The following is a 25626-nucleotide window of genomic DNA, read 5'->3' on the forward strand; positions in this document are numbered from 1 at the left end:
ACTATAATAAACAAAATCTTTCTTACGCTTTCGTAAAAAGTAAGTAACGGATAACGAAGTTAAAGAAAACGCATACAAAAATGTCTGTTGCAATGGACAAAGTCCAGTGAAACAAAATAAATAATGTGTCTTATGATAAAGATACACAGGGGGGATGAAACATGACTAGTCAGATGAATCGAGAAAATAAGTTGATCCTTTTGTTATCAAAACAAAAAGATTATATGACTTCAGAAGAACTAGCCATTCTATTAGAAACTTCGACCAAAACAATTTACCGTTTGATAAAGAAAATCAATCTTGAATTTCCTAACGGTCACTTGATCCTAGCCGAAAAAGGTCGGGGGTACAAATTAGATTATGGGAAGTTTATCGAACAAACCAATGAACTGAATAAACCCTCTGTAGAGCTATCGCCTGCTGAACGTCAAGATCGAGTAATGGAAGAATTGCTAATGGTTTCACCTAAAGCACTTAAAATCACTGAGCTGTTCAGAGATTATTATGTTGGTGATTCTGCTATTGCCAATGATGAAAAGCAGATTGCTAAGAAAATAAAAAAGTTTGATCTTGAACTGATCCGTAAAAATCGCACGCTTGCGATCCAAGGATCAGAAACAAATATTCGGCGAGGGATTGCCGAAGTCATCTGGCGGATGAATATTCTTGATATTGATGAAATCAATCGCACAAAAGAGCTGAATTTTAATCGTTACGATGTGTTGTTTGTATCAGAACAATTGAAATTGATTGAAAAAACATTAGGCGGCGGAATCCCTTACCCTTATAACGTCAATATTTTTTCACATCTTTACATCATGATCAGCCGTTCCAGAAAGACGAATTACCAAATCAAAGAAATCGAGTTATCTACCGAACAACTTCAATCATTAGACCACGAAAGTCCAATCTATGAGATGGCGATGATCGTGATCCAAAACGTGGAACGTTATCTCGTTACTCGCTTACCGATGAACGAAGTCTATTATTTGTATCAATATCTAGTATCCTCACGGATGGAAAAAACAACGCAAAAGAAACAGGTTTTTCCAGATAAAGTATCAGAAATTACCTCTTATTACCTGAAAGAGGTGGGCGACAAAATCAATCTCAAGGTGGCGAATGAAGCGATTTTTGTTGATCTAGCCAATCACATCAAACCAATGCTCAATCGGTTAAAAAATCATATCCATGTCAAAAACGGATTGTTAGAACAAATTCAATTGACCTATGAAGAGATTTATAAAAATGTATCAGTTGTTTCTAAAGATGTTAGCAAAAAGTATCAGCTGCCTTTGATCAATCAAGATGAAATCGGTTTTATCACATTATATTTTGCACGGATGTTGGAAACACAGCAACTACCGATTCAAACACTGATCATGTGTACTACAGGGATCGGTACTTCAGAATTATTAAGAGCAAAAATCAATAAGAAGTTTCCTGAACTGGCGGTCGTTGATGTGATTGCCACCAAGAATTACCAATCAGCATTAGAAAAAAATCCCGGAATTGAATTGATTTTAACAACCATTGGAATCAAAGATCCGCTGCCTGCACGTACATTACTTGTTAGCGGCATGTTAACAGCAGATGATCAGTTAAGAATCCAACGAAAGATTGAGGAAATATACAATGAAAGATGATTGGCTCGAATATGTTCCTCCCACAGTATTCCATTCACGAAATGAAGTCTATGAATGGCTAGCACAGCAAGTCGATTCAGAAACGGGAATAAAAAAAGAACAAATCGTACAAGCGTTGTTGGAACGCGAGGAAACTGGAGATATTCAAATTGATGAAGGGGTACTTCTACCTCATATTGAAAACCAATTAGTCAAAGCAACAAAAGTCATTATTTTACCATTGAAACAAAGAATGGCGAACTGGAACCCAGCCATCCAACAAGTCGAGTTGATTCTTGCGGTATTTCTGGCACCGCAAGAAAAAATCGAAACCAAGCGTCAAATAGCAAACTTCATGCGCCTACTAGCAGATGAACAAGTAATCGAAATTTTAAAAGAAGGAAAAAGACTGGAAACAATCGATGGAAACGAAAGGAGAAATGACAAATGAAAATCATTGGAGTAGCAGCTTGTACCGTGGGGATTGCCCACACCTACATTGCTCAAGAAAAATTAGAAAATGCAGCTAAAAAAGCAGGGCATGAGATACACGTAGAAACCCAAGGAACCATCGGGATCGAGAATGAACTAACGCCTGCACAAATCAAAGAAGCAGATTTGGTGATCTTAGCAGTGGATGTAAAAATCAGTGGTCGAGAACGGTTTGAAGGAAAGCGGATCATCCAAGTACCGACTGAAATTGCGATCAAATCACCAAATAAGTTGATTGAGAAAGCCATGGAAGTCGTAAAACAGTAAAGAATAGGAGTGAAATTTGATGGTAGAAGTAGCAAAAATCATTGATCCAAATAATATTAAGACCAATTTAGTGGGGGAAACGAAAGATGAAGTACTCAAAGAATTGGCAACGGTGTTATTGCAAAATCATTATATTACAGATGTAGATGGCTTCATGGCAGATATCTATGCGCGAGAAGAAGAAGGACAAACTGGGATCGGCAATTATATTGCCATTCCTCATGGGAAAAGTCCTTATGTAGATAGAATTGGTGTAGCAATCGGTGTTACAGAAAATGAAATTCCGTGGGAATCATTAGATGGTAAGGGAGTCAAAGGAATTATTTTATTTGCAGTGGGGGATGATAACGAAGGGGCACAAGAACATTTGAAGTTACTTTCGCTATTTGCTAGGAAACTAGGTAATGATGAAGTAATCGAGCAATTGATCCAAGCAAAAGATGCAGATGAAGTGGTCGCAGCATTCAACTAAAAATAAAAGGAGGATAAAAAGATGAAAATCGTTGGAGTAGCAGCTTGTACCGTGGGGATTGCCCACACCTATATTGCCCAAGAGAAACTAGAGAATGCGGCAAAAAAAGCAGGTCACGAAATGCACGTAGAGACTCAAGGCACCATCGGGATCGAAAATGAATTGACGGCCGAACAAATCAAGGAAGCAGATTTGGTGATCTTAGCAGTTGACGTGAAAATCAGTGGTCGAGAACGTTTTGAAGGGAAAAGAATCATCCAAGTACCAACCGAGATTGCGGTGAAATCACCCAATAAATTGATTGAAAAAGCGCAAGAAGTCTTAGCACAACAAAGTGTTTCATAAAAATAAGGAGGAAGACTGATGGAAAAGATAAAGAAGCTGAATCTGAAAGGACATTTGTTAACTGCCATCTCTTATTTAATTCCCATTGTGTGTGGTGCGGGATTTCTGATTGCGATTGGGATGGCATTTGGTGGAACGAGCCAAGGAACTTTGGTGCAAGGCGAATTTTCATTTTTTGATGCCTTAGCAACGATGGGTGGTGCTGGTTTAGGCTTATTACCAGTCGTGATTGCTACGGGGATCTCTTACTCCATTGCTGGAAAACCTGGTATTGCTCCTGGCTTTATTATTGGTTTAACAGCTAATGCGATCGGTGCAGGGTTTATTGGTGGAATATTAGGTGGTTATCTAGCTGGTTATCTTGTTTTAGCAATTTTAAAATATTTCAAAGTGCCAAATTGGGCAAAAGGCTTGATGCCAACATTGATTATTCCTTTTGTTGCTTCATTTATTGGTGGATTAGTGATGGTCTATGTGATTGGAGCTCCAGTCGCAGCATTCACTTCTTTACTAACGAACTTCTTGGATGGATTAGGAAACTCTTCCTTGTTGATCTTTGGGGGAGTGATCGGTTTACTAAGTGGTGTTGACTATGGTGGACCAATCAACAAGACAGTTTTTGCTTTTGTGTTAACGATGCAAGCAGAAGGCGTGAACGGTCCTATTACAGCTTTACAACTTGTGAATACCGCTACACCAATCGGTTTTGGCTTGGCTTATTTCATAGCTAAACTTTTCCGCAAAAACATTTATACAAAGGTTGAAGTGGAAACCTTAAAGTCAGCAGTTCCTATGGGTGTGATCAATATCGTTGAAGGGGTCATCCCGCTAGTGATGAATGATATTGTTCGTGGGGTTGTAGCAACTGCAATCGGGGGCTTTGCTGGTGGTGCGACTACTATGATCTTAGGTGCAGATGCAACGGTTCCTTTTGGAGGCGTTTTAATGATCCCAACGATGTCACGTCCTTGGGCAGGCGTTATCGCCATTTTAGTCAATGTGATCGTGACAGCGGTTGTTTTAGCCATCATTAAGAAAGATGTTGGTGAGGAAGTCACAACAGTCCCAGAAAAAGAAGAGGAAGACATTCGTTTAGATGACATTCAAATCTTTTAAGCGATAAAGCAAATTAGTTAAAAGGTGTCGCTATAGTGTAGATAAATTATAGAATAAAGGAGTTTTTTCAATGAGCAAAGTAGCTTTTTCACCATCCTTAATGACGATGGATTTAGATAAATTCAAAGAACAAATCGAATTTTTGAATGAACATGTTGATTCTTACCATATCGATATCATGGACGGTCATTACGTTCCGAACATTACATTATCGCCATGGTTCATCGATGAAGTACGTAAAATCAGTCAATTACCTATGTCTGCTCATTTAATGGTCAGCGATCAAAGTTTTTGGGTAAATCAACTAATCCAACAAAAATGTGAATGGATTTGTATGCATGCTGAATTACTTGACGGTTTAGCTTTTCGTTTGATTGATCAAATCCATGATGCTGGCTTAAAAGCTGGAGTAGTCTTAAATCCTGAAACACCAATTGAAACGATTTTCCCTTATATCGAATTAGTTGATAAAGTAACGATCATGACAGTTGATCCAGGATTTGCTGGTCAACGATTTATCGAAAGCACATTAGATAAAATCACCGCATTACGACAATTGCGGCAAGAAAAAGGATATCATTATTTGATCGAAATGGATGGTTCGTCTAACCGTCAATCATTTAAGCGAATTGATCAAGCCAATCCAGATATTTATATTATTGGGCGTAGCGGATTATTCGGCTTAGATGAGGATATCAAAACTTCTTGGGAGATCATGAAAAAAGATTTTGAAGAGATGACTGGAAAAACAGTCGAATCAAATAGTATAAATGCGTACAGTCTATAGCTATACAAGAATCAAAAATTACTTTTAGGGAATAAATACGCTTTTCTTGCAATACCCGTGTAAGGAATGCTGAGAATATAAACAAAAAATAAACCAAAGAACTTCAAAAATAGGGAAATCTATTTTTTGGATTCTTTGGTTTATTTTGCGTACTTAGGTTTAGGTACCTCTGTCACGATCTCTCAAAAATGATCGATCAATAGAGAAATTCGGTATCGTGTTTCAACGCAAGTTGTAAGTAATCATCTGCTGGTTGTTGATCCGTGACGATGTATTCAAAAGAGGTCCAATCAGAAAATTTATACGCATGTTTTTTATCAAATTTTGTATAGTCGACTAATAACAAACTTTTATCTCCTCTAGACATTACCTTCTTTTTCACTAAGGCTTGAGCAAAATTAGCTTCATAGATCCCTGATAAATCAATTCCTGTCGAACTAAAAATACATAAATCGATTTGAAAAAGGTCTAAGAAAGAATTCCCATAGTCCCCAACAACGCTCTCGGCATCCTTGATTACTTCACCCGCCAGCATAAAAACTTTGGAATCTTCCGTACAAGCTTGGGAAAGCTCATAGGCGATTTTCAAGCCATTGGTTATGACAACGAGATTTGACAGTTTAACTAAATAGGGAAGCAGCTGTTTCACAGTTGAACTTGAGTCAATAAAAAGACTCATTCCTGGTCCGATAAATGTGCTAGCGATCTCCGCAATTTTTTCTTTTTCTTGAACCATGACATTTTCACGATAATTTGTTGAGATGACGTGATTTCGTTCGACTTCTAAAACGACACCACCACGGTAACGACGGATGATCCCATCTTTTTCAAGTGCGACTAATTCACGCCTTAAAGTCGAAGGAGAGCAAAACAACTGTTTTTGCAGTTCTGAGTTATCTAATTTTTTATATTTTTTTAGCAAAGTTAAGATTTGTTCTTTTCGTGACTCAGTCATGGCTATCCCTCCTTAACCACTGGTCTAACATGACTAAAGTGTACCACAAGAAACTTATTTTTGTCCGTATGTTTTAAAACGAATCGCCATATTTGCCATTTCTTCTTCGGACATCAAGGTTGGTTTGCCAACACTTGAAGCTATGATATGGACTTTTGAACAATATTCTAATTCTTCTAAAACGGCAAAGGCTTCAGTCATTGTCTTTCCACCAGTCAAAACGCCATGATTTGCTAATAAAACGGCTTTTCGATCTTTCATGGCTTCATAGGCATTTAGAGATAATTCTTCCGTGCCAAATGAAGCATAGTCTGCACAACGAACATCTTTACCGGCAACAGCAATCATGTAATGTGATGCAGGCAATGGTTGTCTGAGGACCGCTAGCGCAGTGGAATAAATCGTGTGACCATGGATGATATAGTCTAGATCTTCCCGCTTTTCATACATGATCCCGTGCATTCGCCATTCACTGGAAGGACGACGATGACCTTGAACGATCGTTCCATCTAATCGCATAGTCACGATGTCAGGTAATTCGATTTTATCAAATGGGATTCCAGAAGGCGTGATGAGCATCACTTCATCTTGTCGGATATACGTACTTAAATTTCCGCCTGTTCCTAAGGTATAGCTATCTGCTATTAATTTATTTCCATAATCGATCAATTCTTGTTTTTGTATTGAATACATCATAATCCTTCTTCCATCATCTTATTTATAAAAGGGGCCAAATGATTGGCAAGCATTGAAATCAGCTGCTTCTAAATCTTTTGTTCCGAAACCAGAAAAGGCGTGGGGTCTAAAGATTTTTTCACTAGGTACGTTGTGAAGTGAAACGGGAATGCGAAGCATACTGGCTAATGTCAGTAGTTCTGCGCCTACGTGACCGTGGACACTAGCGCCATGGTTGCTTCCCCAGTGGTTCATCATCGTATACACATCTTCAAAGCCTTTTTCACCTAAGTTTGGTGCAAACCAGAGTGTTGGCCATGTTTGATCGGTTCGTTCGTTTAAGATGTCATGGACTTCATCAGGTAATGAACAGGAATAACCCTCTGCTACTTGTAAAGTTGGTCCCACACCCTCAACGATATTCAAACGAATGAGCGTTAAAGGTAATTCTGCTTGTAGATGATATTGGCTGGAGAAGCCACCGCCTCTAAAGTATTCATAATTAGCACGACACCATTTTGTTTTTTCCAAGCAGGCTTGGATATCGGTTTTCGTCATATTCCAAAATTCTTTCATTGTTGGATTACCTTCGTGATCGATACTTCCACCACTGCCATCTAAAGCACTCGCACCTGAATTCAGTAGATGGATTAAGCCATGTTGTGCTTTACCCGTTAATTTGTGCCCAGTGATTCTTTCCACTGACTCCGCACTCCAATAGGTTCTGACATCGGAAAAAATCGGTGCTTTATTAGTCAATAAAGAGCCAAATAACATAGCAGCAGCGTTACAGGTATCATTTTCAGTAGCGAATGAGACGGGTTGTTTAGGGCCGTTCCAGTCAAAAGTACTGGTTAAAATAGATTCCATAAAATCACCATTGGGTAGCCAGTCGGTCCATTGTCGTTGTCCTTGGAACCCTCCAGCAATGGCATTTCTGCCTTTTGCTTCTTCCAGCCAACCCAATTTTGCTAGTTCAGGGTTGCCAAATAAAAGATCACGAACGATTAGGGTTTGTTTGGCAATAAAGTCCCACTGATCTTCTTCAGCGATATAGCGTGATTTTGTAATGACTTCAGGGAATGACTTGCCTGCATTGATATCGATTCCTTCCTGACAATATTGTTTGATCCAAGTTCTAATGGTGTCATATTCTTTCGGATCAAAGATATTTAGTTCGATTCGACGTAAGACTTCAGTCATATCCACATATTCGACTTGCATTCCTAGATATTTTTCAAAAAAGGTTTGATTGATTTGACTACCGGCAATTCCCATTGAAGAAGCACCGATATTCACATAAGATTTGTTTTTCATTTCCCCGGCAGCCACACTCGCACGTGCAAAGAGTAAGATTTTTTCTTGGACGTCAGCGGGAATCGACTTGTCGTCACTATCTTGGACTTGTTCACCATAGATCTTATAGGCAGGGATTCCTTTTTGCGCATAGCCACTCATAGCGGCAGCTAAGTAAACAGCTCCTGGTCGTTCTGTACCATTAAATCCCCAAATCGCCTTAAAGGTATCTGGTCGTAAATCGATCGTTTCTGTGCCATAGCACCAGCAAGGTGTCACCGTTAAGGTAGCGACCACATCTTGACGGGCAAAATCATCGTCAACAAAGCTGGCATCGGCGTAACCGCCAATCGTTTGTTCTGGTAAAACGCACTGTACTGGAGTGCCGTCCATGTAATAAAGGGATGATTCGATCAATTCTTTTGCTCGACGCGCCATGTCCAGCGTTTGTTGTTCTAATGATTCACGGACGCCTCCTTGTCTGCCATCGATCGTGGGTCTAATGCCGATTTTAGGATAATTCATTGATGTTCCTCCTCATAAATTGTTTATAGTTGATATAAGTTTGGTTAAAGGGTGTCGAAGTTTCTGGAAAAAAAGAAATTGGTGGATAATTTTCTGTGACGAGCGTAACTAATTCCTCTCTATTTTTGATTGCTTTGATCGCTAAAAATTGGGCTAACGCATTACCTAAAGCTGAATTTTCAGAATAGCAGACCTCTATCGTCGTTTGCGTTAAATTGGCTGTTAGTTGAGTCAAAAAGTGTGATTTACTCCCACCACCAAATAAATATAGCTTAGTGAAAGGAGCGGAACCTGCTAATTTATCGAACGTTTCAGCGTATTTAAATGCTAGATTTTGATAGATGGCTAAAAACAATTGTTGTGGCTCTTCAATTGATGAAAAATGATGTTGGTTTCCGTATTGCTGCAATTTTTTTACAAATTGACCTTTACTCAAAAATTCAGGATGTTCGTTATCAAAGAAAAAATGAATCGGCTCAGCAGTAAGTAGCATGTCTTGGATCTGTTGGATCGTGATTGACTGGGTTTGATTGCTGAACGCTAAAGCTTCCTCAATGAACCACATTCCTAACATGTTTTTGAGTTTTAATATTTTTCCATCACCGGCTTGTTCATAAGAATAGTTCGTATCTAATGGGTGATTGACCAAAATTCCTCTTTCTGATTTTTCTCCTAGAACAGACCAGGTGCCAGAGGATAAAAAGAAACAAGAGTGATCGTTGGTTGGTAAAGCAAAGATCGCACTAGCAGTATCATGGGACATCACCGAATGAATCGGAAGTTGTTTTTCGGCTAGATTTATCAAACCGATTTTTGTATATGGAAGAACGATCGTTGAGAACAAGGAAGGGGAAATCCCTAATTGTTCAATAAGGTCGGATGCCCATTGATGTTTATCGATATCGAATAATTGACTCGTTGAGGCGATCGAAGATTCTGTTAAGATCGTACCTGTTAATAAAAAATGGATCAGATCAGGCATCATCAAAAGAGTACTTGCTTTATTTAGCTGCTCAGGATAATGTTCTTTCAAGTAGAGTAGTTGGGAACTGGTATTGATCGATGCATTTGGAATCCCTGTACGTTCGTGAAAGTGAGTTGGTAAATCCCCACCATAATGTAAATTAGGTTCTTTCAGCATAGTTTGATAGCAAAGTGGTGGTAGCACTAGCTGTCCTTTTTTATTTATCAAACCAAAATCACAGCCCCATGTATCGATGCCGATACTTTCAATGACATATTCTGTAGTTGCTAAAGTAATGATTTCCTTGATATTCGTCATGATTTTCTCAATATTCCAATGGATTTCATCTTTGTTGGGATCAATCACTTGGTAATCAGTGAAACGATAAACTTTTTCTTCCTTGATTTGACCATTCATTAAGGAAAAAACGATACCTCGCGCACTGGTAGCACCTAAATCAAAGGCTAAGATCGTACTCATAGATTTTTCCTCCTTTTCTAAGTGGATAGCAAATCTGCTTCGGTTATAATCATACAATAGAACGCTTACATATTTTCGCGTGAATCATTTTTTGAATAAATGTCAACAAATTATTCAAGTATGGAAACGTTTTAAATTGCTCGTTATACTTTGGTTAAATCAAATAGAAATGTTAACGGAGGAAAAAAATGAGTGTAAATAGTGAACGAAAATGGTTTTCTGAGAGTCGATATGGTTTATTTATTCATTTCGGATTGTATTCAGTGGCAGGAAGACATGAATGGGTCCAGACTTTAGAAGAAATCAGTGTAGCAGATTACCAAAAATATCTGGATCAATTCGATCCTGATTTATTAGATCCACATGAATGGGCTCAAAAAGCCAAAGAAGCAGGTTTTAAGTATGTCATTATTACAGCAAAACATCATGATGGCTTTTGTTTATGGCATACGAAAGAAACAGAATATCACATAGGAAAAACACCATATCAGAGAGATTTGTTAGGAGAATTGATTGAAGCATTTCGTCAAGTTGGAATCAAGATCGGTCTTTATTATTCTCTATTAGACTGGCATCATCCAGATTTCTTAGTAGATGGCTATCATCCAATGAGAAATAATCCAACCTATATCGAACAACATCCTGGCAACATGGAAAATTATCGCCAATTTATGGCAAATCAAGTCAGAGAATTATTGACAAGTTACGGTACGATTGACTATCTATGGTTTGATTTTTCTTATAAAAGCAGAGATTGGGGGACTTCGGTCGGTAAAGGGGCGCAAGATTGGGGAAGTGTTGAATTAGAAAAAATGATCCATGAGATTCAACCCAATATTTTGATCAATGACCGGTTAGACTTACATCGTGGTGTACTTACCCCAGAACAATTTGCTAGAAGTAAGGCAATGGACAACGAAGAAGAGGTATGGGAAACCGTTCAAACCTTAAATAATAGTTGGGGTTACGATCGGGATAACCTTAATTTCAAAACGAGTGAAATGGTAGCGAAACAACTAGTGGATACTGTCTCCAAAGGTGGGAATTTCACGATGAATATTGGACCAAACGCACGAGGAGAGTGGGATGACAATAGCAATAGCATTTTAAGTTCTGTTGGTCAATGGCTACGAAAACATGGAAAAGCGATTTACGGTGCGGGGTTATCTAGTTTTACACCACCTCAAGATTGTCGATACACTCAAAAAGGAAATAAATTATATCTTCACATTTTTAGTTGGCCTTATCGAACGATTTTATTACCAGAATTAGGTGGGAAAGTGAAGTTTGCGAAACTGCTCAATGATGGTTCCGAGATTCGTTTTGTCGATACGAAGCATTTAGGAGGAGAAAGAAAAGCGACAACTAATTTATACAAAGAGATTACTGAAGTTCATGTGAAGGAGGCGCTTGACCCGAGCATGTTGATGCTAAACATTCCGATTAAAGAACCAAATGAATTGATCCCAGTGATTGAATTAACACTAAAGGAGGAAGAAAAATGAGTATCGGCATTATTCTTGCAAGCCATGGCGAGTTCGCTTTAGGCGTAAAGCAAACGGGAGACATGATCTTTGGAGAACAAGAACAGGTAGATGTGTGTGTATTGATGCCTGAAAATAGTCCAGAAGAGTTTCGCCACCAAGTGGAACAGGTGTTAGCGAAGTATTCCGTTGATGATGAACTGTTGTGTTTAGTTGATCTATGGAGTGGGACACCTTTTAATCAGCTGAACCAGCTGAAAGAAGAAGGAAGCAGAAAAATCGAAATTGTTTCTGGTTTGAATATTCCGATGCTGCTTCAAGCTTATAGCGAACGCTTTAATCCTAAGGCTTCGCTGAATGAAATCGTTCAGAATATTTTGACCGTCGGTGTTCAAGGGATTAAAACGTCCCTTGGAAGCACCGCAGCGGATTTACCATCGAACACAGCAGAGACTGAGCCATCAGTTGTGGCTTCCGTTTCCAACAAAATGAGTGAATTGGGGATCAGCCATGTCCGATTGGATGAACGGTTGATCCATGGTCAAGTAGCGACACTTTGGTTAGGGAAAATGGGAACAACAAGAGTTATGATCGTTGATGATGGAGTGGTCAATGATCCAATTGCTAAGGCCTCTTTAAAAGCTGCTGTTCCTGGTGGTATCAAATTGAGTATATTGAAAACGGTTACCGCTGCAAAACGGTTAAAAGAAGGGATTTATCAAGATCAAAAAATCATGTTGCTTACCAAAAAGATTCAAACGATCTTTGATTTGATCGATGCGGGTGTACCAATTGAATCATTTAATTTAGGCAATGCCAGTTCGAGAGAAGGAACCCTTCAAATCAAAAAATCCGTCTTTTTAACCGAAGCAGAAATTGCGAAGATTTTAGAGTTGGAAAAAGCAGGAGTCGTTGTGACGGCACAAATGGTACCAATGGAAGAAGAAAAACGATTTTCACAATTTTACGGAAAGTAGGGGGAACGAATGAATATAGAAATTTGGCAAATCATCGTATTATCACTGTTAGGATTTTATGTCATCATCGAAAATTTAGGGATCAATGTGATTGCTAACCAAGCACTGATCGTAGGTACCATTACAGGTTTAGTAATGGGGGATCTGACCACTGGATTGGCAGTAGGTGCGACATTGCAATTAATGGGATTGGGTATTCAAGCTTATGGAGGAGCAAGTGTCCCAGATTATATGACCGCTTCGATCGTGGGAACTGTTTTTGCGATTACGAGTGGAAGAGGTGTGGAATTTGGTATCGGATTAGCTGTTCCAGTAGCATTGTTGATGATCCAGTTAGATATTTTTGCTCGATTTTGCAATGTGTTCTTTCAAAAGAGAATCGATAAAAATATTCGTTTAGCTGATACTAAAAAAATAAGAATTTATCACTTGTTGGGAGCAATGAGTTGGGGATTATCACGAGGAGTACCTATTTTTATCGTCTTTAGTTTTGGTGACCGAGTGATTCAAATTGTTTCAGATGTAATTCCAGAATGGTTGACTGGCGGGTTGGCAGTTGCAGGAGGCATGTTACCAGCAGTCGGTATCGCCATTTTATTAAGATTTTTACCAGTTAAAAATTTCATTACGTACTTGATGATTGGGTTTTTGGCAGTTGCTTACTTAAAGATGCCTATGTTTGGCGTGGCTTTATTAGGATTGGCTTTAGCCATTTTACAATTTAAGAATTTGATCGGAAAGCAAAACAATCTGACACAAGTGGCTCAAGCTGATGCAAATGGAAAAGGAGGATTAAGTGCTGATGAGTACGAAGATTAATCAAAAAGACCTAGATAAAGTAAGTATCAATTGGTTGTATGGTAGCCAATTGTCTTGGAACTATGAGCGAATGATGGGTGGGGGCTATTTGTACTCCATGTTACCGATCATCGAAAAACTCTACGGCGACGATGAAGAAACCAAGATTGCCATGATGAACATGCAAAGTCAATTTTTTAATACAACACCACATATGGGCGGTTTTATTTTGGGAATCGATATCGCTACTGAAGAAGCTGAAGGCAAACAATCAAAAGATACGGTGTCTAGTTTGAAAACTGGATTAATGGGTTCATTTGCTGGTGTCGGGGATACGATTTTTGGAGTATTGTTCCCAACTGTTTTTGGTTCAGTGGCTTCCTATTTAGCTCTACAAGGAAACGCGATCGGAGTTGCTGTTTGGGTATTAGTGAATCTGGCGATTTTAGTCTTTCGATTTTTCTCTGTAAGAATAGGTTATACTCAAGGCGTGAAATTAGTGACTAGTATGTCCGGACATTTGAATGCATTGACCAATGCTGCCACTTTATTAGGGGTCACGGTGATTGGTGCCATGATTCCATCGGTGATCAATGCCCAAATTACTTGGACCTTTAAAACGGGAGATGTCGAACTTAACCTTCAAGAAACACTAGATCAGATCATGCCGATGATGATTCCAGCCCTTTTAGTGGGTGTCATTTATTGGTTGTTAGGCAAAAAATACTTTAATTCAACAAGAGCGATTTTAGCGATCATGGTGTTATCGATTTTATTAAGAGTATTCGGAATCATGTGATTTTCTAACTAAATGAGGAATAATCATAAAAAGGAGAGAGCCTTATGACACTCGCATTTTTTGAAGAATGTAAAAAATTAACTGAAACATTAGAGAAGTATGAAACAGAAAATATAACGAAAGCAGCCCAAATCGTAGCCGATGGAATTATGAACGGTGGGATTACGCAGGCTTTTGGTAGCGGACATTCCCATGCAGCAGCGCTAGAAATCAGTGGGCGTGCAGGTGGATTGATACCGTCAAAACTGATTTTAGATCCTGCGGGGGGCATGTACGAACAACATGCTGGTGTCGGACGAACGCTCATGCACAAAGTATCCATCCATCCCAATGATGTCTTTTTCCTGATTTCTAATTCTGGGAGAAACCCCATGGCAATTGAAATGGCTGAGGAAATCAAAAAGCGTGGAAATAAATTGATCGTGGTCACGGCATTGGCTGCCTCTAAAGCATCCACTTCACGACATGAAAGTGGAAAGTTATTGTATGAATTTGCAGATGTTGTTTTAGATAACCACTCTGTTTATGGTGATGCGGTATTACCTGTTGATGGATTAGAGACCAAAGTCTGCGGGACTTCGACATATGCGGCTACATTGTTACTCCAACAAACGATGTTAGAAGCCATTGAGCGAATGGTTGCTCAAGGTTTTGAACCGCCAGTTTATTTAAGTGCGAATATCGATGGGGGACACGAACGAAATCTAAAAATCGAAGACCAGTATGCAGAGAGAATTTTCCATATTTAGTTTCATGAACATATCAAATGATTGACTGAGAAAAAGCACATAAAAAAGAACGTTTAAGGAGGGGACAACCCAACGCTTAAACGTTCTTTTTCTATTTAGTCATCCAAGCCAATCAAATAATCTTCATCTTGCATTGCTTCCACATGCCCTAAGAGATAGCCATTCCCCACTTGTGAGAAGAAATCATGGTTGCTGGTACCGGTAGAGATACCGTTCATCACGATCGGATTGACATCATTTGCTGTATCTGGAAAAAGTGGATCCATTCCCAAGTTCATCAATGCTTTATTGGCATTGTAGCGCAAGAATGTTTTCACTTCTTCCGTCCAACCGATTGGATCATACAGTTCTTCGGTATAACGTTCTTCATTTTCGTACAATTCATATAATAAATTGTACATCCAGTCTTTTAACTGTTCTTGTGCTTCTTCGGATAGTTCATTGTAACCTAATTGGAATTTGTAGCCAATGTAAGTTCCATGAACTGATTCATCTCGAATAATCAATTTGATGATTTCTGCTACATTCGCTAACTTATTATTTCCTAAATAATAAAGCGGAGTATAAAAGCCGGAATAAAATAAGAATGTTTCTAAGAACACACTAGCGATTTTCTTTTCTAAAGGTGTGCCATTTTTGTAGATTTCATTGATACGTTCCGCTTTTTTTTGTAAATAAGGATTTGTATTCGTCCATTCAAAGATTTCTTCGATTTCTTTTTTTGTATTCAATGTACTAAAAATGGAAGAATAGCTTTTTGCATGGACCGATTCCATAAATTGGATATTGTTCAATACAGCCTCTTCATGCGGCGTACGGACATCCTTACGCAGCTGATCCATTCCGCTTTCTGATTGGACAGTATCGAGTAAAGTCAGTCCACCGAAGACATGGCCAACCGTATCTTTTTCTAACTGTGACAGTGTCCGCCAGTCATCTAAATCATTAGACAAAGGAATACGGGTATCTAACCAAAATTGTTCAGTTAGTTTCTCCCACGTAGATTTATCAATGATATCTTCAATTTCATTCCAGTTTATTGCTTCATAGTAAGTTTCTGACATGAGAAATGCTCCTTTATTTAAATTACCTGTCTGTTCATTTTTTGCTTACTTGTTTTAGATGACACAACTTTCACATTGATTGCTGCCGATTTCTTCTGCATCATCAGTAAATGTCCGAACGTAATAAATTGATTTGATTCCTTTATGGAAAGCGTAGTGACGTAAGATATTCAAATCACGTGTTGTTTGTTTAGTCGTTGTTTTCCATTCATATAGACCTTCTGGGATTTCAGAACGCATAAATAGGGTTAAACTCATTCCTTGATCTACATGTTGTTGAGCAGTTGCGTAAATGTCAATGACTTTTCGCATGTCCATGTCATAAGCTGAAGTATAGTAAGGAATTGTTTCATTTGACAGATAAGGCGCTGGGTAATAGATTTTCCCGATTTTCTTTTCTTGACGCTCTTCGATCATGCGTGTAATCGGATGAATACTTGCACTAGTGTCATTGATATAAGAAATCGAACCATTCGGTGCTACAGCTAGACGATTTTGATGGTATAAACCATCGGTCATGATCGCTTGTTTTAAGCTTTCCCAATCTTCAGCAGTTGGAATAAAGATTCCTTCAAATAAAGCTTTTACTTTATCAGATTTTGGTTGGAATTCTCCAGTAACATATTTATCAAAATAGCTTCCATCTGCATAAGCAGATTTTTCAAAGTTATGGAAGACTTGTTTTCTTTCACGAGCAATCGTATTACTTTCAACTAATGTCCAGTAATTTAAAAGCATAAAGTAAATATTTGTGAAATCTAAGGATTCTTCAGAGCCATACGCCATTTGTTCCTTCGCAAAGAAAGTGTGTAAGCCCATTGCTCCTAGTCCGATCGTATGATTCAATTTGTTTCCATTTTGGATTGGAGGGACAACATCGATATCGGAAGCATCTGTGATGTAAGTCAATGCCCGTGTCATCGTACGCACAGACTGACCAAAATCAGGGCTGTCCATCAAGTTAACGATGTTAGTCGAACCGAGATTACATGAGATGTCCGTTCCTAATACTTCATATTCTTGTTTTCCATTGATAACAGAAGGTGTTTGAACTTGTAGGATTTCCGAACACAAGTTACTCATGATGATCTTTCCGTCAACTGGATTTTCACGATTCGCTGTATCAATATTGATGATATAAGGATAACCGGATTCTTGTTGTAATTTCGAAATTTCATTTTCAAGTTCACGTGCTTTGATTTTTTGTTTCCGAATATTAGGATTCGCTACTAAATGATCATACTCAGCAGTGATGTCGACATAAGAAAATGGCACGCCATATTCTTTTTCCACACTATAAGGACTGAAAAGATACATTTCTTCATTTTTACGAGCTAACTCGTAAAATTTATCAGGAACGATTACACCAAGTGAAAGTGTCTTTACTCGGATCTTTTCATCTGCATTTTCTTTCTTGGCAGAAAGAAAAGCAATGATATCTGGGTGGAAGACGTTCAAATAAACGACACCAGCACCTTGACGTTGACCTAATTGGTTTGAATAGCTAAAACTATCTTCAAATAATTTCATAACAGGGACAACACCACTTGCTGCTCCTTCATAACCTTTGATCGGTGCCCCCGCTTCACGTAGGTTTGAAAGAGTGATTCCAACACCACCACCGATACGTGATAGTTGTAAAGCAGAGTTGATCGAACGACCGATAGAGTTCATATCATCAGTTACTTGTGTCAAGAAACAAGAAACGAGTTCCCCACGACGTTTCCGACCGGCATTCAAGAAAGAAGGGGTAGCAGGTTGGTAACGTTGGTGGATCATTTCATCTGCTAAAGACAGCGCCAATTGTTCATCACCATTAGCAAAATAAAGTGCGTTGAAAGCTACTCGATCTTCATAAGATTCAAGATAAGCAGTCCCGTCATTCGTTTTTAACGCATATTGTGAATAAAATTTGTAGGCAGCCATAAATGATTTAAAGGTAAAGTGTTGTTCTGCTAAAAATTGATAAAGTGATTCAATAAATTCAGCAGAGTACAGTTGGATAAATTCTGACTCTAAATAGTCGTTTTCAATCAAATAATTGATTTTATCCATTGCTGTTGCAAACGTCATCGTGTTTGGTTTGACATTTTCTTCAAAAAAAGCGGTTAGCGCTTCTTTATCTTTATTTAGCGGGATCTGACCATTTACTGGTCGATTGATTTCATTGTTTAATTTAAAGTAACTAACATCTTTTAACTGCTTAAGACTCATAAGTACGCCCAACCTTCATTCCATATTTTGATAGTGAATATTGTTTCGTGCTGTAAAAAAGGATTTGGGGAGTTTACGGCAAAAACAAGTGCCTCAATTCCATCAAATCCAATTCTACGTTCTTTTCCATTTCGATTGACTGGTGACTAACTAGCAAGTTTGCGAAGTTGATCTGGTCGAAACCCGATCACCGTTTGTGCATCTGACGTAATGACAGGAACACTTTGGAATCCTTGAGCTTTTAACCATTCAATTGCATCTGGTTGTTCGTCGATATTAACTTCTTCAAAATCGATTTGGTTGTCAGTTAAAAAGCGTTTGACCATCTTGCATTGCATACAATTATTTTTAGAAAATATTTTGACATTCATGTGTATTGCCTCCTCCACAGCTCTTGTTTATCTATAATGAATAGTATAAAACTATTAGTAAAAAAGTCAAACAACAAACACTACATCTTGTGTTGTGGAAACTGTGGAATACTATGTTTTGTGGTTTTTGAAAAACAGCTGAAAACAAGTAACAGGGGAAAAAATACTTGTTTTAGTACAGTGAAGGCTGTGGAAAAATCCCCGAAAAGATTTTTTTATCTCCTTATTAAGTGGTTAAATGAAAGTTCGCTCATAAAATCACAACGTTCGTTGACTTTATCAAGTAACGAGAGTATTCTTATTGAGAATGATTCTCAATGTATGTTGATAAAATAAGTAAATAATAGGAAAAATAAATAGAAAGAATTATCATGATGTTTTTCACAAGAAGGAGATGAAAATCGATTTATGAATTTGAATGCTACTTTATCTTTAGATGCCACTGTCCCTTTAGAAGAAGCGAAGCTAAATCTTGTTTACCAAATTGAAAAATTGCAAACGAGTGAAGCAGTCAAAAAACATTTGCAAAATCTCGGTATAATCGTTGGAAGTAAACTCGTTGTTATCAATCGATCAGGAAGTAATGGAATCGTCCTGCTAAAAAATAATCGGATCGCGATCGATCGAGAGTTGTTTAAACAAATTTTAGTGAAAAAGAACGAACTTTCTAAGGATAACTGGACTTCATTAGATCAACTGACTGTTGGAGAACGAGGAATCGTTGTAGGGATACATGGAAAAGGCGCTGTTAAACGGCGTTTGATGGATATGGGTGTAACGAAAAATGTTCCTTTGACCGTAAGAAAATTAGCACCACTAGGAGATCCGTTAGAAATTACCTTGCGAGGGTATGAGTTAACGCTTCGTAAAGAAGAAGCAATGTTGATCCTTGTGCAAAAAGAGGTGTAAAAAATGAAGGTAGCTTTAGTTGGTAACCCTAATAGTGGAAAGAGTAGTTTATTCAATGCCTTAACTGGTGCTAAACAATACGTAGGGAATTGGCCAGGGGTAACGGTGGAAAAAAAAGAAGGAAAAATGAAGAAGAATCCGATAATCAAGATTCAAGATTTACCTGGAATCTATTCCCTGTCACCTTATACACCTGAAGAAGTAATTGCGAGAGATTATCTGACCAACGAATGTCCTGATCTGATCATCAATATTGTCGATGCCACAAATTTAGAAAGAAATCTTTATCTGACTGCACAATTATTAGATCTAGGCATCCCCATCATTATCGGACTGAATATGATGGATATCATTAAAAAAAATGGCAAAAAAATCAATGTCGAAAAATTAAGTTATGGTTTAGGCATACCTGTGGTTCCTATCAGTGTATTGAAAAAAGAAGGGTTGGATAAACTCACGAAGAAAATCATTGATGCCTCCAAGCAGCCAAAAGAACAGAAGGTATCCTTACTAACTAATTATGACGATCGACTAGAAGCTGCAATCCATGAAATCGAAGAGATATTAGGAAAAGATCAGCCTTTTCAACGCTGGTCTGCCATCAAATATTTTGAGCGTGATCCACAGTTATGGGAAAAACAAACAATAACGACAAAACAAGAAAAAGAAATTGAGCAGCTGATTCGTCTGACAGAGAGACTATTTGATGAAGATAGCGAAACAATAGTTATTAATGAACGATATGAATGGCTAACGCAACTTACTGCACTTTGTGTCGTGTCTACGGATTCATTTCGCTTGTCCATCAGTGATAAAATCGATCGAATCGTTACTAATCGCTGGTTCGCTTTACCAATTTTTGCTTTTGTCATGTGGCTGATCTATTATTTAGCGATTCAAACAATCGGAACAATGGGAACTGATTGGATCAATGACACGTTATTTGGCAGCTGGTTGCCACAACACGTCGAACAGGTACTGGTCAACTGGCAAGTGGCACAGTGGATGCAACAATTGATCCTCAATGGAATCATAGCAGGGGTAGGCGCAGTGTTGGGCTTTCTACCTCAGCTGATCGTCTTGTTCTTGTGTTTAAGTTTCTTGGAAGATTGTGGCTACATGTCACGGATCGCTTTTGTGATGGATCGTTTATTTCGGAAATTTGGTTTGTCAGGAAAATCGTTTATTCCTATGTTGATTGCTACAGGTTGTGGCGTTCCAGGGGTGATGGCTAGCCGAACCATTGAAAATGAGCAAGATCGGCGCTTGACGATCATGGTCACAACGTTTATGCCATGTTCTGCTAAATTACCAATCATTGCTTTGATTGCAGGAGCGTTTTTCCCCCATACTTCTTGGGTAGCACCCTCTGCTTATTTTCTAGGTATGTCTTCCATCGTTTTATCAGGGATCATGTTGAAGAAGACGAAGTTATTTGCTGGCGATACCGCACCATTTATTATGGAACTACCAGCGTATCATTTTCCACAAGGAACAACGATTTTACGCCAAACCTATGACCGCAGTAAATCATTCGTCAAAAAAGCAGGAACGATCATCTTTGTTTCAAGTATTTTGATTTGGTTTACTTCTTCGTATAACTTTTTTGGTCAACCTGTTACGGAAGATCAAAGTATTCTAGCAAGTGTTGGACGGATTGTGGCTCCTCTTTTCCAACCACTAGGATGGGGGAATTGGCAAGGAACAGTAGCTACGATCACTGGATTAGTGGCCAAAGAAAATGTCATTGGGACTTTTGGTATTTTGTTTGGGCACAAAGAAGTAGCGGAAAATGGTCGAGAGATTTGGCAAGCATTACAAGGTACGTATACTTCCGCTGCTGCTTATTCCTTATTGTCCTTCAATCTGCTTTGTGCTCCCTGTTTTGCAGCAATCGGTGCGATCCATCGTGAAATGAATTCAAGGAAATGGACACTGATCGCAGTTGGCTATCAATGTGGGTTTGCTTACTTGGTAAGCTTCATGATTTATCAGTTCGCTCATTTATTAGAAGGCGGCTCTATCGTATTTTCGACTTATTTAGCAGGTATGGTCCTGATTGGATTAGGTTACGCTTTATTGAAAAAGCAGCAGAAGAAACAAGAAATTTTGACGTTATCATTAGAAGGTGGAAATTAAATGGCGACTTTTTTATTAAGTGTATTGATCTTTGGCAGTGCTGGTTATATTGTATTTTCACGTATCAAATCAGGAAAAACGTGTGATGACTGTAAAAGTGCTTGCCCAGTAAAGAAAGTCTAACGGATGAGAGATGATAAAAACAACGAGTGATGATCGAAAAACAGTTCATCGTTCGTTGTTTTTTTGAGTGGTTGATTCTGCTTCTTTTGATTTTTCTCCAAGGAACAGACTTAAAACCTTTTTAAGATTTTTTGCTTATTTTGATTTCCCATAGTAAGATGTAACTGAAAAAGAGAAGGAAGAGGAGAATAAATGGCAGGAAAGAAAAAAATTGTTCGTCCAAGATACCAACAAATCGCAGTTGATCTGGCTGAACGAATCGTGGAAAACCGTTATCAGGTGGGGGAGAAGATCCATGCGAGATCCACTTTAGCAAGTACATATAATGCTTCTCCTGAAACTACAAGAAAAGCAATCAATGTGCTAGTTGATCTAGGGATCATGGAGGTTCGCCATGGCAGTGGGGCATTCGTTGCCTCAAAAGAGAAAGCCAAAGATTTTTTATTGCAATACCAAGATGTTCAATCGATCCAAGAAACAAAAGCCGAAATTATGGCAAGTGTAGAAAAGCAACAAGAAGAATTGGATCATTTTTCACAATTATTAGATCAATTAGTCAGTCAAACGAAACGGATACATAAGATGAATCCTTTATTGCCATTTGAATTAACGTTGACGAAAGAAGCGATCCATCTTGACCGCTCCATCAGCGAGTTGAATATTTGGCAAGCAACAGGAGCGACAGTGATTGCGATTTCCCATAAAGAAGAGTTGCTCGTTTCACCTGGACCGTATGCCAAATTCACAGCGGGTGACACTGTACATTTCATTGGAAACGAATTTACCTTACAAAGAATGACTAATTTCTTCTATCCAGAAAACTAGTCCTTTAATTATTTTTTATCATTAAATTTTAATCTTGAATAAGCCTAACCGCTAGGGCTTTATTCAAGTTTTTTTTATTTTGGAAGCAAACAAAAAAGTCTCCTTTTTGACAAAGTGACTACACGATGTTAGTATAGTGTGGTCACTTTTTTCAGAAAGTAAAATGAATTTACATAAACATAAAAAAGGAGAAATTTGTTTGGTAAAGGTAGAAGTAAAAAATTTAACAAAAATATTTGGTAAAAAGACACAAGTAGCTTTAGAAATGATGAAGAATCATCAACCGAAGACAGATATATTGAAAAAAACCGGCGCAACGGTCGGTGTGTACGATGCTAGCTTTGATGTTCAAGAAGGCGAAATATTCGTTATCATGGGTCTTTCCGGTAGTGGGAAATCAACCTTGATTCGATTATTGAATCGTTTGATCGAACCAACAGCAGGAAACATCTATATCGATGGAGAAGACATCTCAAAATTGAGTAAAGAAGAACTTCGTGAAGTTCGTCGTCACAAGATCAATATGGTTTTCCAAAACTTTGGGTTATTTCCACATCGTACGATCTTAGAAAATACGGAATATGGTTTAGAAGTTCGAGGAGTTCCGAAAGAAGAACGCCAACAAAAAGCAGAACAAGCACTTGAAAACTCAAGTTTGCTTTCATTTAAAGATCAATATCCAAATCAATTATCTGGTGGGATGCAACAACGTGTGGGGCTAGCTCGAGCATTAGCCAACGATCCAGAGATTTTATTGATGGATGAAGCTTTTTCTGCTCTTGATCCGTTGATTCGCCGTGAAATGCAGGATGAACTACTCGAATTACAATCAAATGTCCAAAAAACAATCATTTTCATCACCCATGATCTAAACGAAGCGTTGCGAATCGGTGACCGTATTGCATTGATGAAAGATGGTGAAATCATGCAAATCGGCACAGGAGAAGAAATCTTAACAAATCCTGCTAACGATTATGTTCGAGAATTTGTGGAGGAAGTGGACCGCTCCAAAGTCTTAACAGCTCAAAATATCATGGTTCCAGCGTTGACTACCAATATTGAATCAGATGGTCCGAATGTTGCATTGACTCGGATGCGCAACGAAGAAGTAAGTATGTTGATGGCAGTCGATAGAAAACGAAACTTAAAAGGAATCATTACAGCTGATCAAGCGCTAGAAGCCAGACGCCAAAAACGGCCGTTGATTGATTTCTTAGATGAAAATGTCACTGTCATTGGGAAAGACATGATTGTCAGTGATATCTTCAATATTATTTATGATTCACCTACGCCACTAGCAGTCGTTGACAACGGTAAACTTAAAGGGGTTGTCATTCGAGGAAGTGTGATTGAAGCATTAGCAGAATCAGGTGAGGTGAATGAACATGAATAATTTATTAAACTATCAATTACCCGTAGCAGATTGGGTTGAGAAATTGACAGAATGGTTTACGACTACGTTTGCAGGATTATTTGCTTTTCTACAAACGATCGGGCAAGCAGTGATGTCTGGGATCACTAATTTATTATTAGTTATTCCAGCACCAGTGTTCATCCTTTTATTAACAGTCGTTGCATTCTTTATCTCTAAGAAACGTCCAGGACTGACCTTGTTTACGTTGATCGGTCTATGGTTTATTTACAATCAAGGGTTATGGTCTGATTTGATGAATACTGTGACACTTGTCTTATTGTCTAGTATGATCTCCATCATTATTGGTGTACCATTAGGAATCTTAATGGCAAAAAGCAGCAAAGCGCAAAGTATCATCAAACCGATCCTTGACTTTATGCAAACTATGCCAGGATTTGTTTACTTGATCCCAGCAGTCGCATTCTTTGGGATCGGGATGGTTCCAGGGGTATTCGCTTCAGTTATTTTTGCGTTACCACCAACTGTTCGTTTCACAAATCTAGGTATTCGCCAAGTACCAAAAGAATTGGTGGAAGCATCTGATTCATTTGGTAGTACCAGTTGGCAAAAACTGTTCAAGTTAGAATTACCATTGGCTAAAAGTACGATCATGGCGGGGATCAACCAAACCACCATGTTGTCACTTTCAATGGTCGTGATTGCTTCAATGATCGGAGCGCCAGGATTAGGTCGTGGCGTCTTGTCAGCATTACAACGTGCGCAAGTCGGAAATGGATTTGTTAACGGGGTAGCTTTAGTTATCTTGGCGATCATCATTGACCGTTTTACGCAACATTTGAATCAACCAAATAATAAAAAAGCGACAGGTGCGAACAAACAAAAAAGTAAAAAACGCCAAGGAATCATTATTGGAGCTGTAGTGGTTGTGATTTTAGGTGCCATTGGCTTAGGTAGTTTAGCTAATAACAAAGAAACAAAAAAAATCAATCTTTCATATGTAGAATGGGATACTGAAGTAGCTTCAACGAATGTAGTTGCTGAAGTACTTAAAGGAATGGGCTATGATGTGTCGATCACACCATTAGATAATTCCATCATGTGGGAATCTGTTTCTAAAGGAGAATCAGATGGGATGGTAGCTGCTTGGTTACCAAAAACCCATGGTTCCCAATATGCACAGTACAAAGACCAAATAAATGATCTAGGTGCTAATTTAACCGGTGCTAAAGTTGGCTTAGCTGTTCCAAGCTATATGGATGTCAACTCAATTGAAGAATTAACCAATCAAGCAGGTAAGAAAATCACCGGTATTGAACCTGGTGCCGGAGTCGTCAATGCTGCTGAAAATACAATCAAGCAATATGACAACTTAAAAGATTGGACCGTAGAAACTTCTTCTTCAGGTGCGATGACAGTGGCATTAGGTCAAGCCATCAAAAAGAAAGAACCAATCGTTATTACTGGTTGGACTCCACATTGGATGTTTGCTAAATATGACTTGAAGTATCTTGAAGATCCTAAAAAAGCCATGGGAAGTGCTGAAGAAATCCATACGATCGTCCGCAAAGGATTAAAAGAAGACCAACCAGAAGCATATAAGGTCTTAGATAATTTCCACTGGTCAGAAAAAGATATGGAAAAAGTCATGTTAGAGATCAATAACGGAAAAGATCCACAACAAGCAGCGCAAGACTGGATCAAAGAAAATCAAAAAACAGTCGATAGCTGGAAAGAATAATGTTTAGGTAACTGATCACGAAAAGTTCGATCAAACTCTAGTAAATCAAATGAAGCGTTCTG

Annotated in this window: 25 protein-coding genes; 18 read left to right on the forward strand and 7 right to left on the reverse strand. The window is 38.4% G+C overall.

Going from position 1 to position 25626, the window contains the following annotated elements; translation table 11 throughout:
- Positions 1 to 161 precede the first annotated feature (161 nt).
- The 7 genes from IGJ27_RS01985 to alsE all read left to right on the forward strand — a co-directional run bounded on the left by IGJ27_RS01985 (position 162) and on the right by alsE (position 5104).
- The gene (locus IGJ27_RS01985) at positions 162 to 1646 is read left to right on the forward strand and encodes a BglG family transcription antiterminator (RefSeq protein WP_010720084.1); all 1485 of its coding nucleotides are present in this window, start codon (positions 162 to 164) and stop codon (positions 1644 to 1646) included.
- Positions 1636 to 2076 carry a PTS sugar transporter subunit IIA gene (locus IGJ27_RS01990; RefSeq protein WP_178306191.1) on the forward strand — a complete coding sequence of 147 codons (441 nt, stop codon included), beginning with the start codon at positions 1636 to 1638 and terminating at the stop codon, positions 2074 to 2076. The genes IGJ27_RS01985 and IGJ27_RS01990 overlap by 11 nt, the downstream gene beginning before the upstream one ends.
- Complete coding sequence (locus IGJ27_RS01995; protein WP_010720082.1) at positions 2073 to 2384, forward strand: PTS fructose transporter subunit IIB; 312 nt, start codon at positions 2073 to 2075, stop codon at positions 2382 to 2384. Before IGJ27_RS01990 ends, IGJ27_RS01995 begins: the two co-directional genes overlap by 4 nt.
- Before the next feature lie 19 nt (positions 2385 to 2403).
- On the forward strand, positions 2404 to 2856 hold the full coding sequence (locus IGJ27_RS02000) for a PTS sugar transporter subunit IIA (protein WP_438791683.1): 453 nt from the start codon (positions 2404 to 2406) through the stop codon (positions 2854 to 2856).
- Between the two features lie 21 nt (positions 2857 to 2877).
- Positions 2878 to 3201, forward strand: coding sequence for a PTS fructose transporter subunit IIB (locus IGJ27_RS02005; protein WP_178306190.1), 324 nt, complete (start codon positions 2878 to 2880; stop codon positions 3199 to 3201).
- An 18-nt stretch (positions 3202 to 3219) separates the two neighbouring features.
- Positions 3220 to 4317: a PTS fructose transporter subunit IIC gene (locus IGJ27_RS02010; RefSeq protein ID WP_010720079.1), complete on the forward strand. Its 1098-nt coding sequence runs from the start codon at positions 3220 to 3222 to the stop codon at positions 4315 to 4317.
- A gap of 70 nt (positions 4318 to 4387) precedes the next feature.
- Positions 4388 to 5104 (forward strand): D-allulose 6-phosphate 3-epimerase, encoded by a 717-nt coding sequence (alsE, locus tag IGJ27_RS02015; RefSeq protein WP_010720078.1) that lies wholly within the window; start codon positions 4388 to 4390, stop codon positions 5102 to 5104.
- 196 nt (positions 5105 to 5300) lie between these two features.
- Here the strand turns inward: alsE and IGJ27_RS02020 are convergent, their stop codons facing one another.
- Genes IGJ27_RS02020 through IGJ27_RS02035 form a run of 4 tightly spaced genes read right to left on the reverse strand, consistent with a single transcriptional unit; the run spans position 5301 to position 9999 of the window.
- The gene (locus tag IGJ27_RS02020) at positions 5301 to 6059 is read right to left on the reverse strand and encodes a DeoR/GlpR family DNA-binding transcription regulator (protein ID WP_010720077.1); all 759 of its coding nucleotides are present in this window, start codon (positions 6057 to 6059) and stop codon (positions 5301 to 5303) included.
- 54 nt (positions 6060 to 6113) lie between these two features.
- Positions 6114 to 6752: an L-fuculose-phosphate aldolase gene (locus IGJ27_RS02025; protein WP_218619965.1), complete on the reverse strand. Its 639-nt coding sequence runs from the start codon at positions 6750 to 6752 to the stop codon at positions 6114 to 6116.
- A gap of 21 nt (positions 6753 to 6773) precedes the next feature.
- Complete coding sequence (locus IGJ27_RS02030) at positions 6774 to 8555, reverse strand: L-fucose isomerase (protein ID WP_034699509.1); 1782 nt, start codon at positions 8553 to 8555, stop codon at positions 6774 to 6776.
- Entirely contained in the window at positions 8542 to 9999 is a 1458-nt protein-coding gene (locus IGJ27_RS02035; RefSeq protein WP_178306188.1) for a rhamnulokinase, read from the reverse strand. The genes IGJ27_RS02030 and IGJ27_RS02035 overlap by 14 nt, the downstream gene beginning before the upstream one ends.
- Positions 10000 to 10187: 188 nt before the next feature.
- On the opposite strand from IGJ27_RS02035, the gene IGJ27_RS02040 reads away from it, so the two are divergent.
- The 5 genes from IGJ27_RS02040 to IGJ27_RS02060 are packed head-to-tail and all read left to right on the forward strand — an operon-like array spanning position 10188 to position 14806.
- Positions 10188 to 11504 (forward strand): alpha-L-fucosidase, encoded by a 1317-nt coding sequence (locus IGJ27_RS02040; RefSeq protein WP_178306187.1) that lies wholly within the window; start codon positions 10188 to 10190, stop codon positions 11502 to 11504.
- Positions 11501 to 12460 carry a PTS mannose/fructose/sorbose transporter subunit IIAB gene (locus IGJ27_RS02045; RefSeq protein WP_178306186.1) on the forward strand — a complete coding sequence of 320 codons (960 nt, stop codon included), beginning with the start codon at positions 11501 to 11503 and terminating at the stop codon, positions 12458 to 12460. Before IGJ27_RS02040 ends, IGJ27_RS02045 begins: the two co-directional genes overlap by 4 nt.
- 9 nt (positions 12461 to 12469) lie before the next feature.
- Positions 12470 to 13279 (forward strand): PTS mannose/fructose/sorbose/N-acetylgalactosamine transporter subunit IIC, encoded by an 810-nt coding sequence (locus tag IGJ27_RS02050; protein WP_010720071.1) that lies wholly within the window; start codon positions 12470 to 12472, stop codon positions 13277 to 13279.
- Positions 13263 to 14057, forward strand: coding sequence for a PTS system mannose/fructose/sorbose family transporter subunit IID (locus tag IGJ27_RS02055; RefSeq protein WP_010720070.1), 795 nt, complete (start codon positions 13263 to 13265; stop codon positions 14055 to 14057). Before IGJ27_RS02050 ends, IGJ27_RS02055 begins: the two co-directional genes overlap by 17 nt.
- Positions 14058 to 14101: 44 nt before the next feature.
- Positions 14102 to 14806, forward strand: coding sequence for an SIS domain-containing protein (locus tag IGJ27_RS02060; protein WP_010720069.1), 705 nt, complete (start codon positions 14102 to 14104; stop codon positions 14804 to 14806).
- Positions 14807 to 14901: 95 nt separating this feature from the next.
- Here the strand turns inward: IGJ27_RS02060 and nrdF are convergent, their stop codons facing one another.
- The 3 genes from nrdF to nrdH all read right to left on the reverse strand — a co-directional run bounded on the left by nrdF (position 14902) and on the right by nrdH (position 18455).
- A complete protein-coding gene (gene nrdF / locus IGJ27_RS02065; RefSeq protein ID WP_178306185.1) occupies positions 14902 to 15870 on the reverse strand; it encodes a class 1b ribonucleoside-diphosphate reductase subunit beta in 969 nt (322 codons plus the stop codon).
- Between the two features lie 54 nt (positions 15871 to 15924).
- Positions 15925 to 18084: a class 1b ribonucleoside-diphosphate reductase subunit alpha gene (gene nrdE / locus IGJ27_RS02070; RefSeq protein WP_178306184.1), complete on the reverse strand. Its 2160-nt coding sequence runs from the start codon at positions 18082 to 18084 to the stop codon at positions 15925 to 15927.
- A 146-nt stretch (positions 18085 to 18230) separates the two neighbouring features.
- Complete coding sequence (gene nrdH / locus IGJ27_RS02075) at positions 18231 to 18455, reverse strand: glutaredoxin-like protein NrdH (protein ID WP_010738447.1); 225 nt, start codon at positions 18453 to 18455, stop codon at positions 18231 to 18233.
- A 408-nt stretch (positions 18456 to 18863) separates the two neighbouring features.
- Between nrdH and IGJ27_RS02080 the strand changes: the two genes are divergently transcribed.
- From IGJ27_RS02080 to IGJ27_RS02105, 6 genes are all read left to right on the forward strand, one after another.
- Entirely contained in the window at positions 18864 to 19364 is a 501-nt protein-coding gene (locus IGJ27_RS02080; RefSeq protein ID WP_010720065.1) for a FeoA family protein, read from the forward strand.
- Positions 19365 to 19367: 3 nt separating this feature from the next.
- Entirely contained in the window at positions 19368 to 21503 is a 2136-nt protein-coding gene (feoB, locus tag IGJ27_RS02085) for a ferrous iron transport protein B (RefSeq protein WP_053765767.1), read from the forward strand.
- The gene (locus IGJ27_RS02090) at positions 21504 to 21626 is read left to right on the forward strand and encodes a FeoB-associated Cys-rich membrane protein (protein WP_178306183.1); all 123 of its coding nucleotides are present in this window, start codon (positions 21504 to 21506) and stop codon (positions 21624 to 21626) included.
- A 192-nt stretch (positions 21627 to 21818) separates the two neighbouring features.
- The gene (locus IGJ27_RS02095; protein WP_178306182.1) at positions 21819 to 22451 is read left to right on the forward strand and encodes a GntR family transcriptional regulator; all 633 of its coding nucleotides are present in this window, start codon (positions 21819 to 21821) and stop codon (positions 22449 to 22451) included.
- Positions 22452 to 22650: 199 nt separating this feature from the next.
- Complete coding sequence (locus IGJ27_RS02100) at positions 22651 to 23844, forward strand: quaternary amine ABC transporter ATP-binding protein (RefSeq protein WP_010720061.1); 1194 nt, start codon at positions 22651 to 22653, stop codon at positions 23842 to 23844.
- On the forward strand, positions 23837 to 25564 hold the full coding sequence (locus tag IGJ27_RS02105; protein ID WP_010720060.1) for an ABC transporter permease/substrate binding protein: 1728 nt from the start codon (positions 23837 to 23839) through the stop codon (positions 25562 to 25564). The genes IGJ27_RS02100 and IGJ27_RS02105 overlap by 8 nt, the downstream gene beginning before the upstream one ends.
- Positions 25565 to 25626: the final 62 nt, after the last annotated feature.

Source organism: Enterococcus sp. DIV1726a, assembly GCF_051710985.1.
In the GTDB taxonomy this organism is placed as follows: Bacteria; Bacillota; Bacilli; order Lactobacillales; family Enterococcaceae; genus Enterococcus_B; species Enterococcus_B hirae.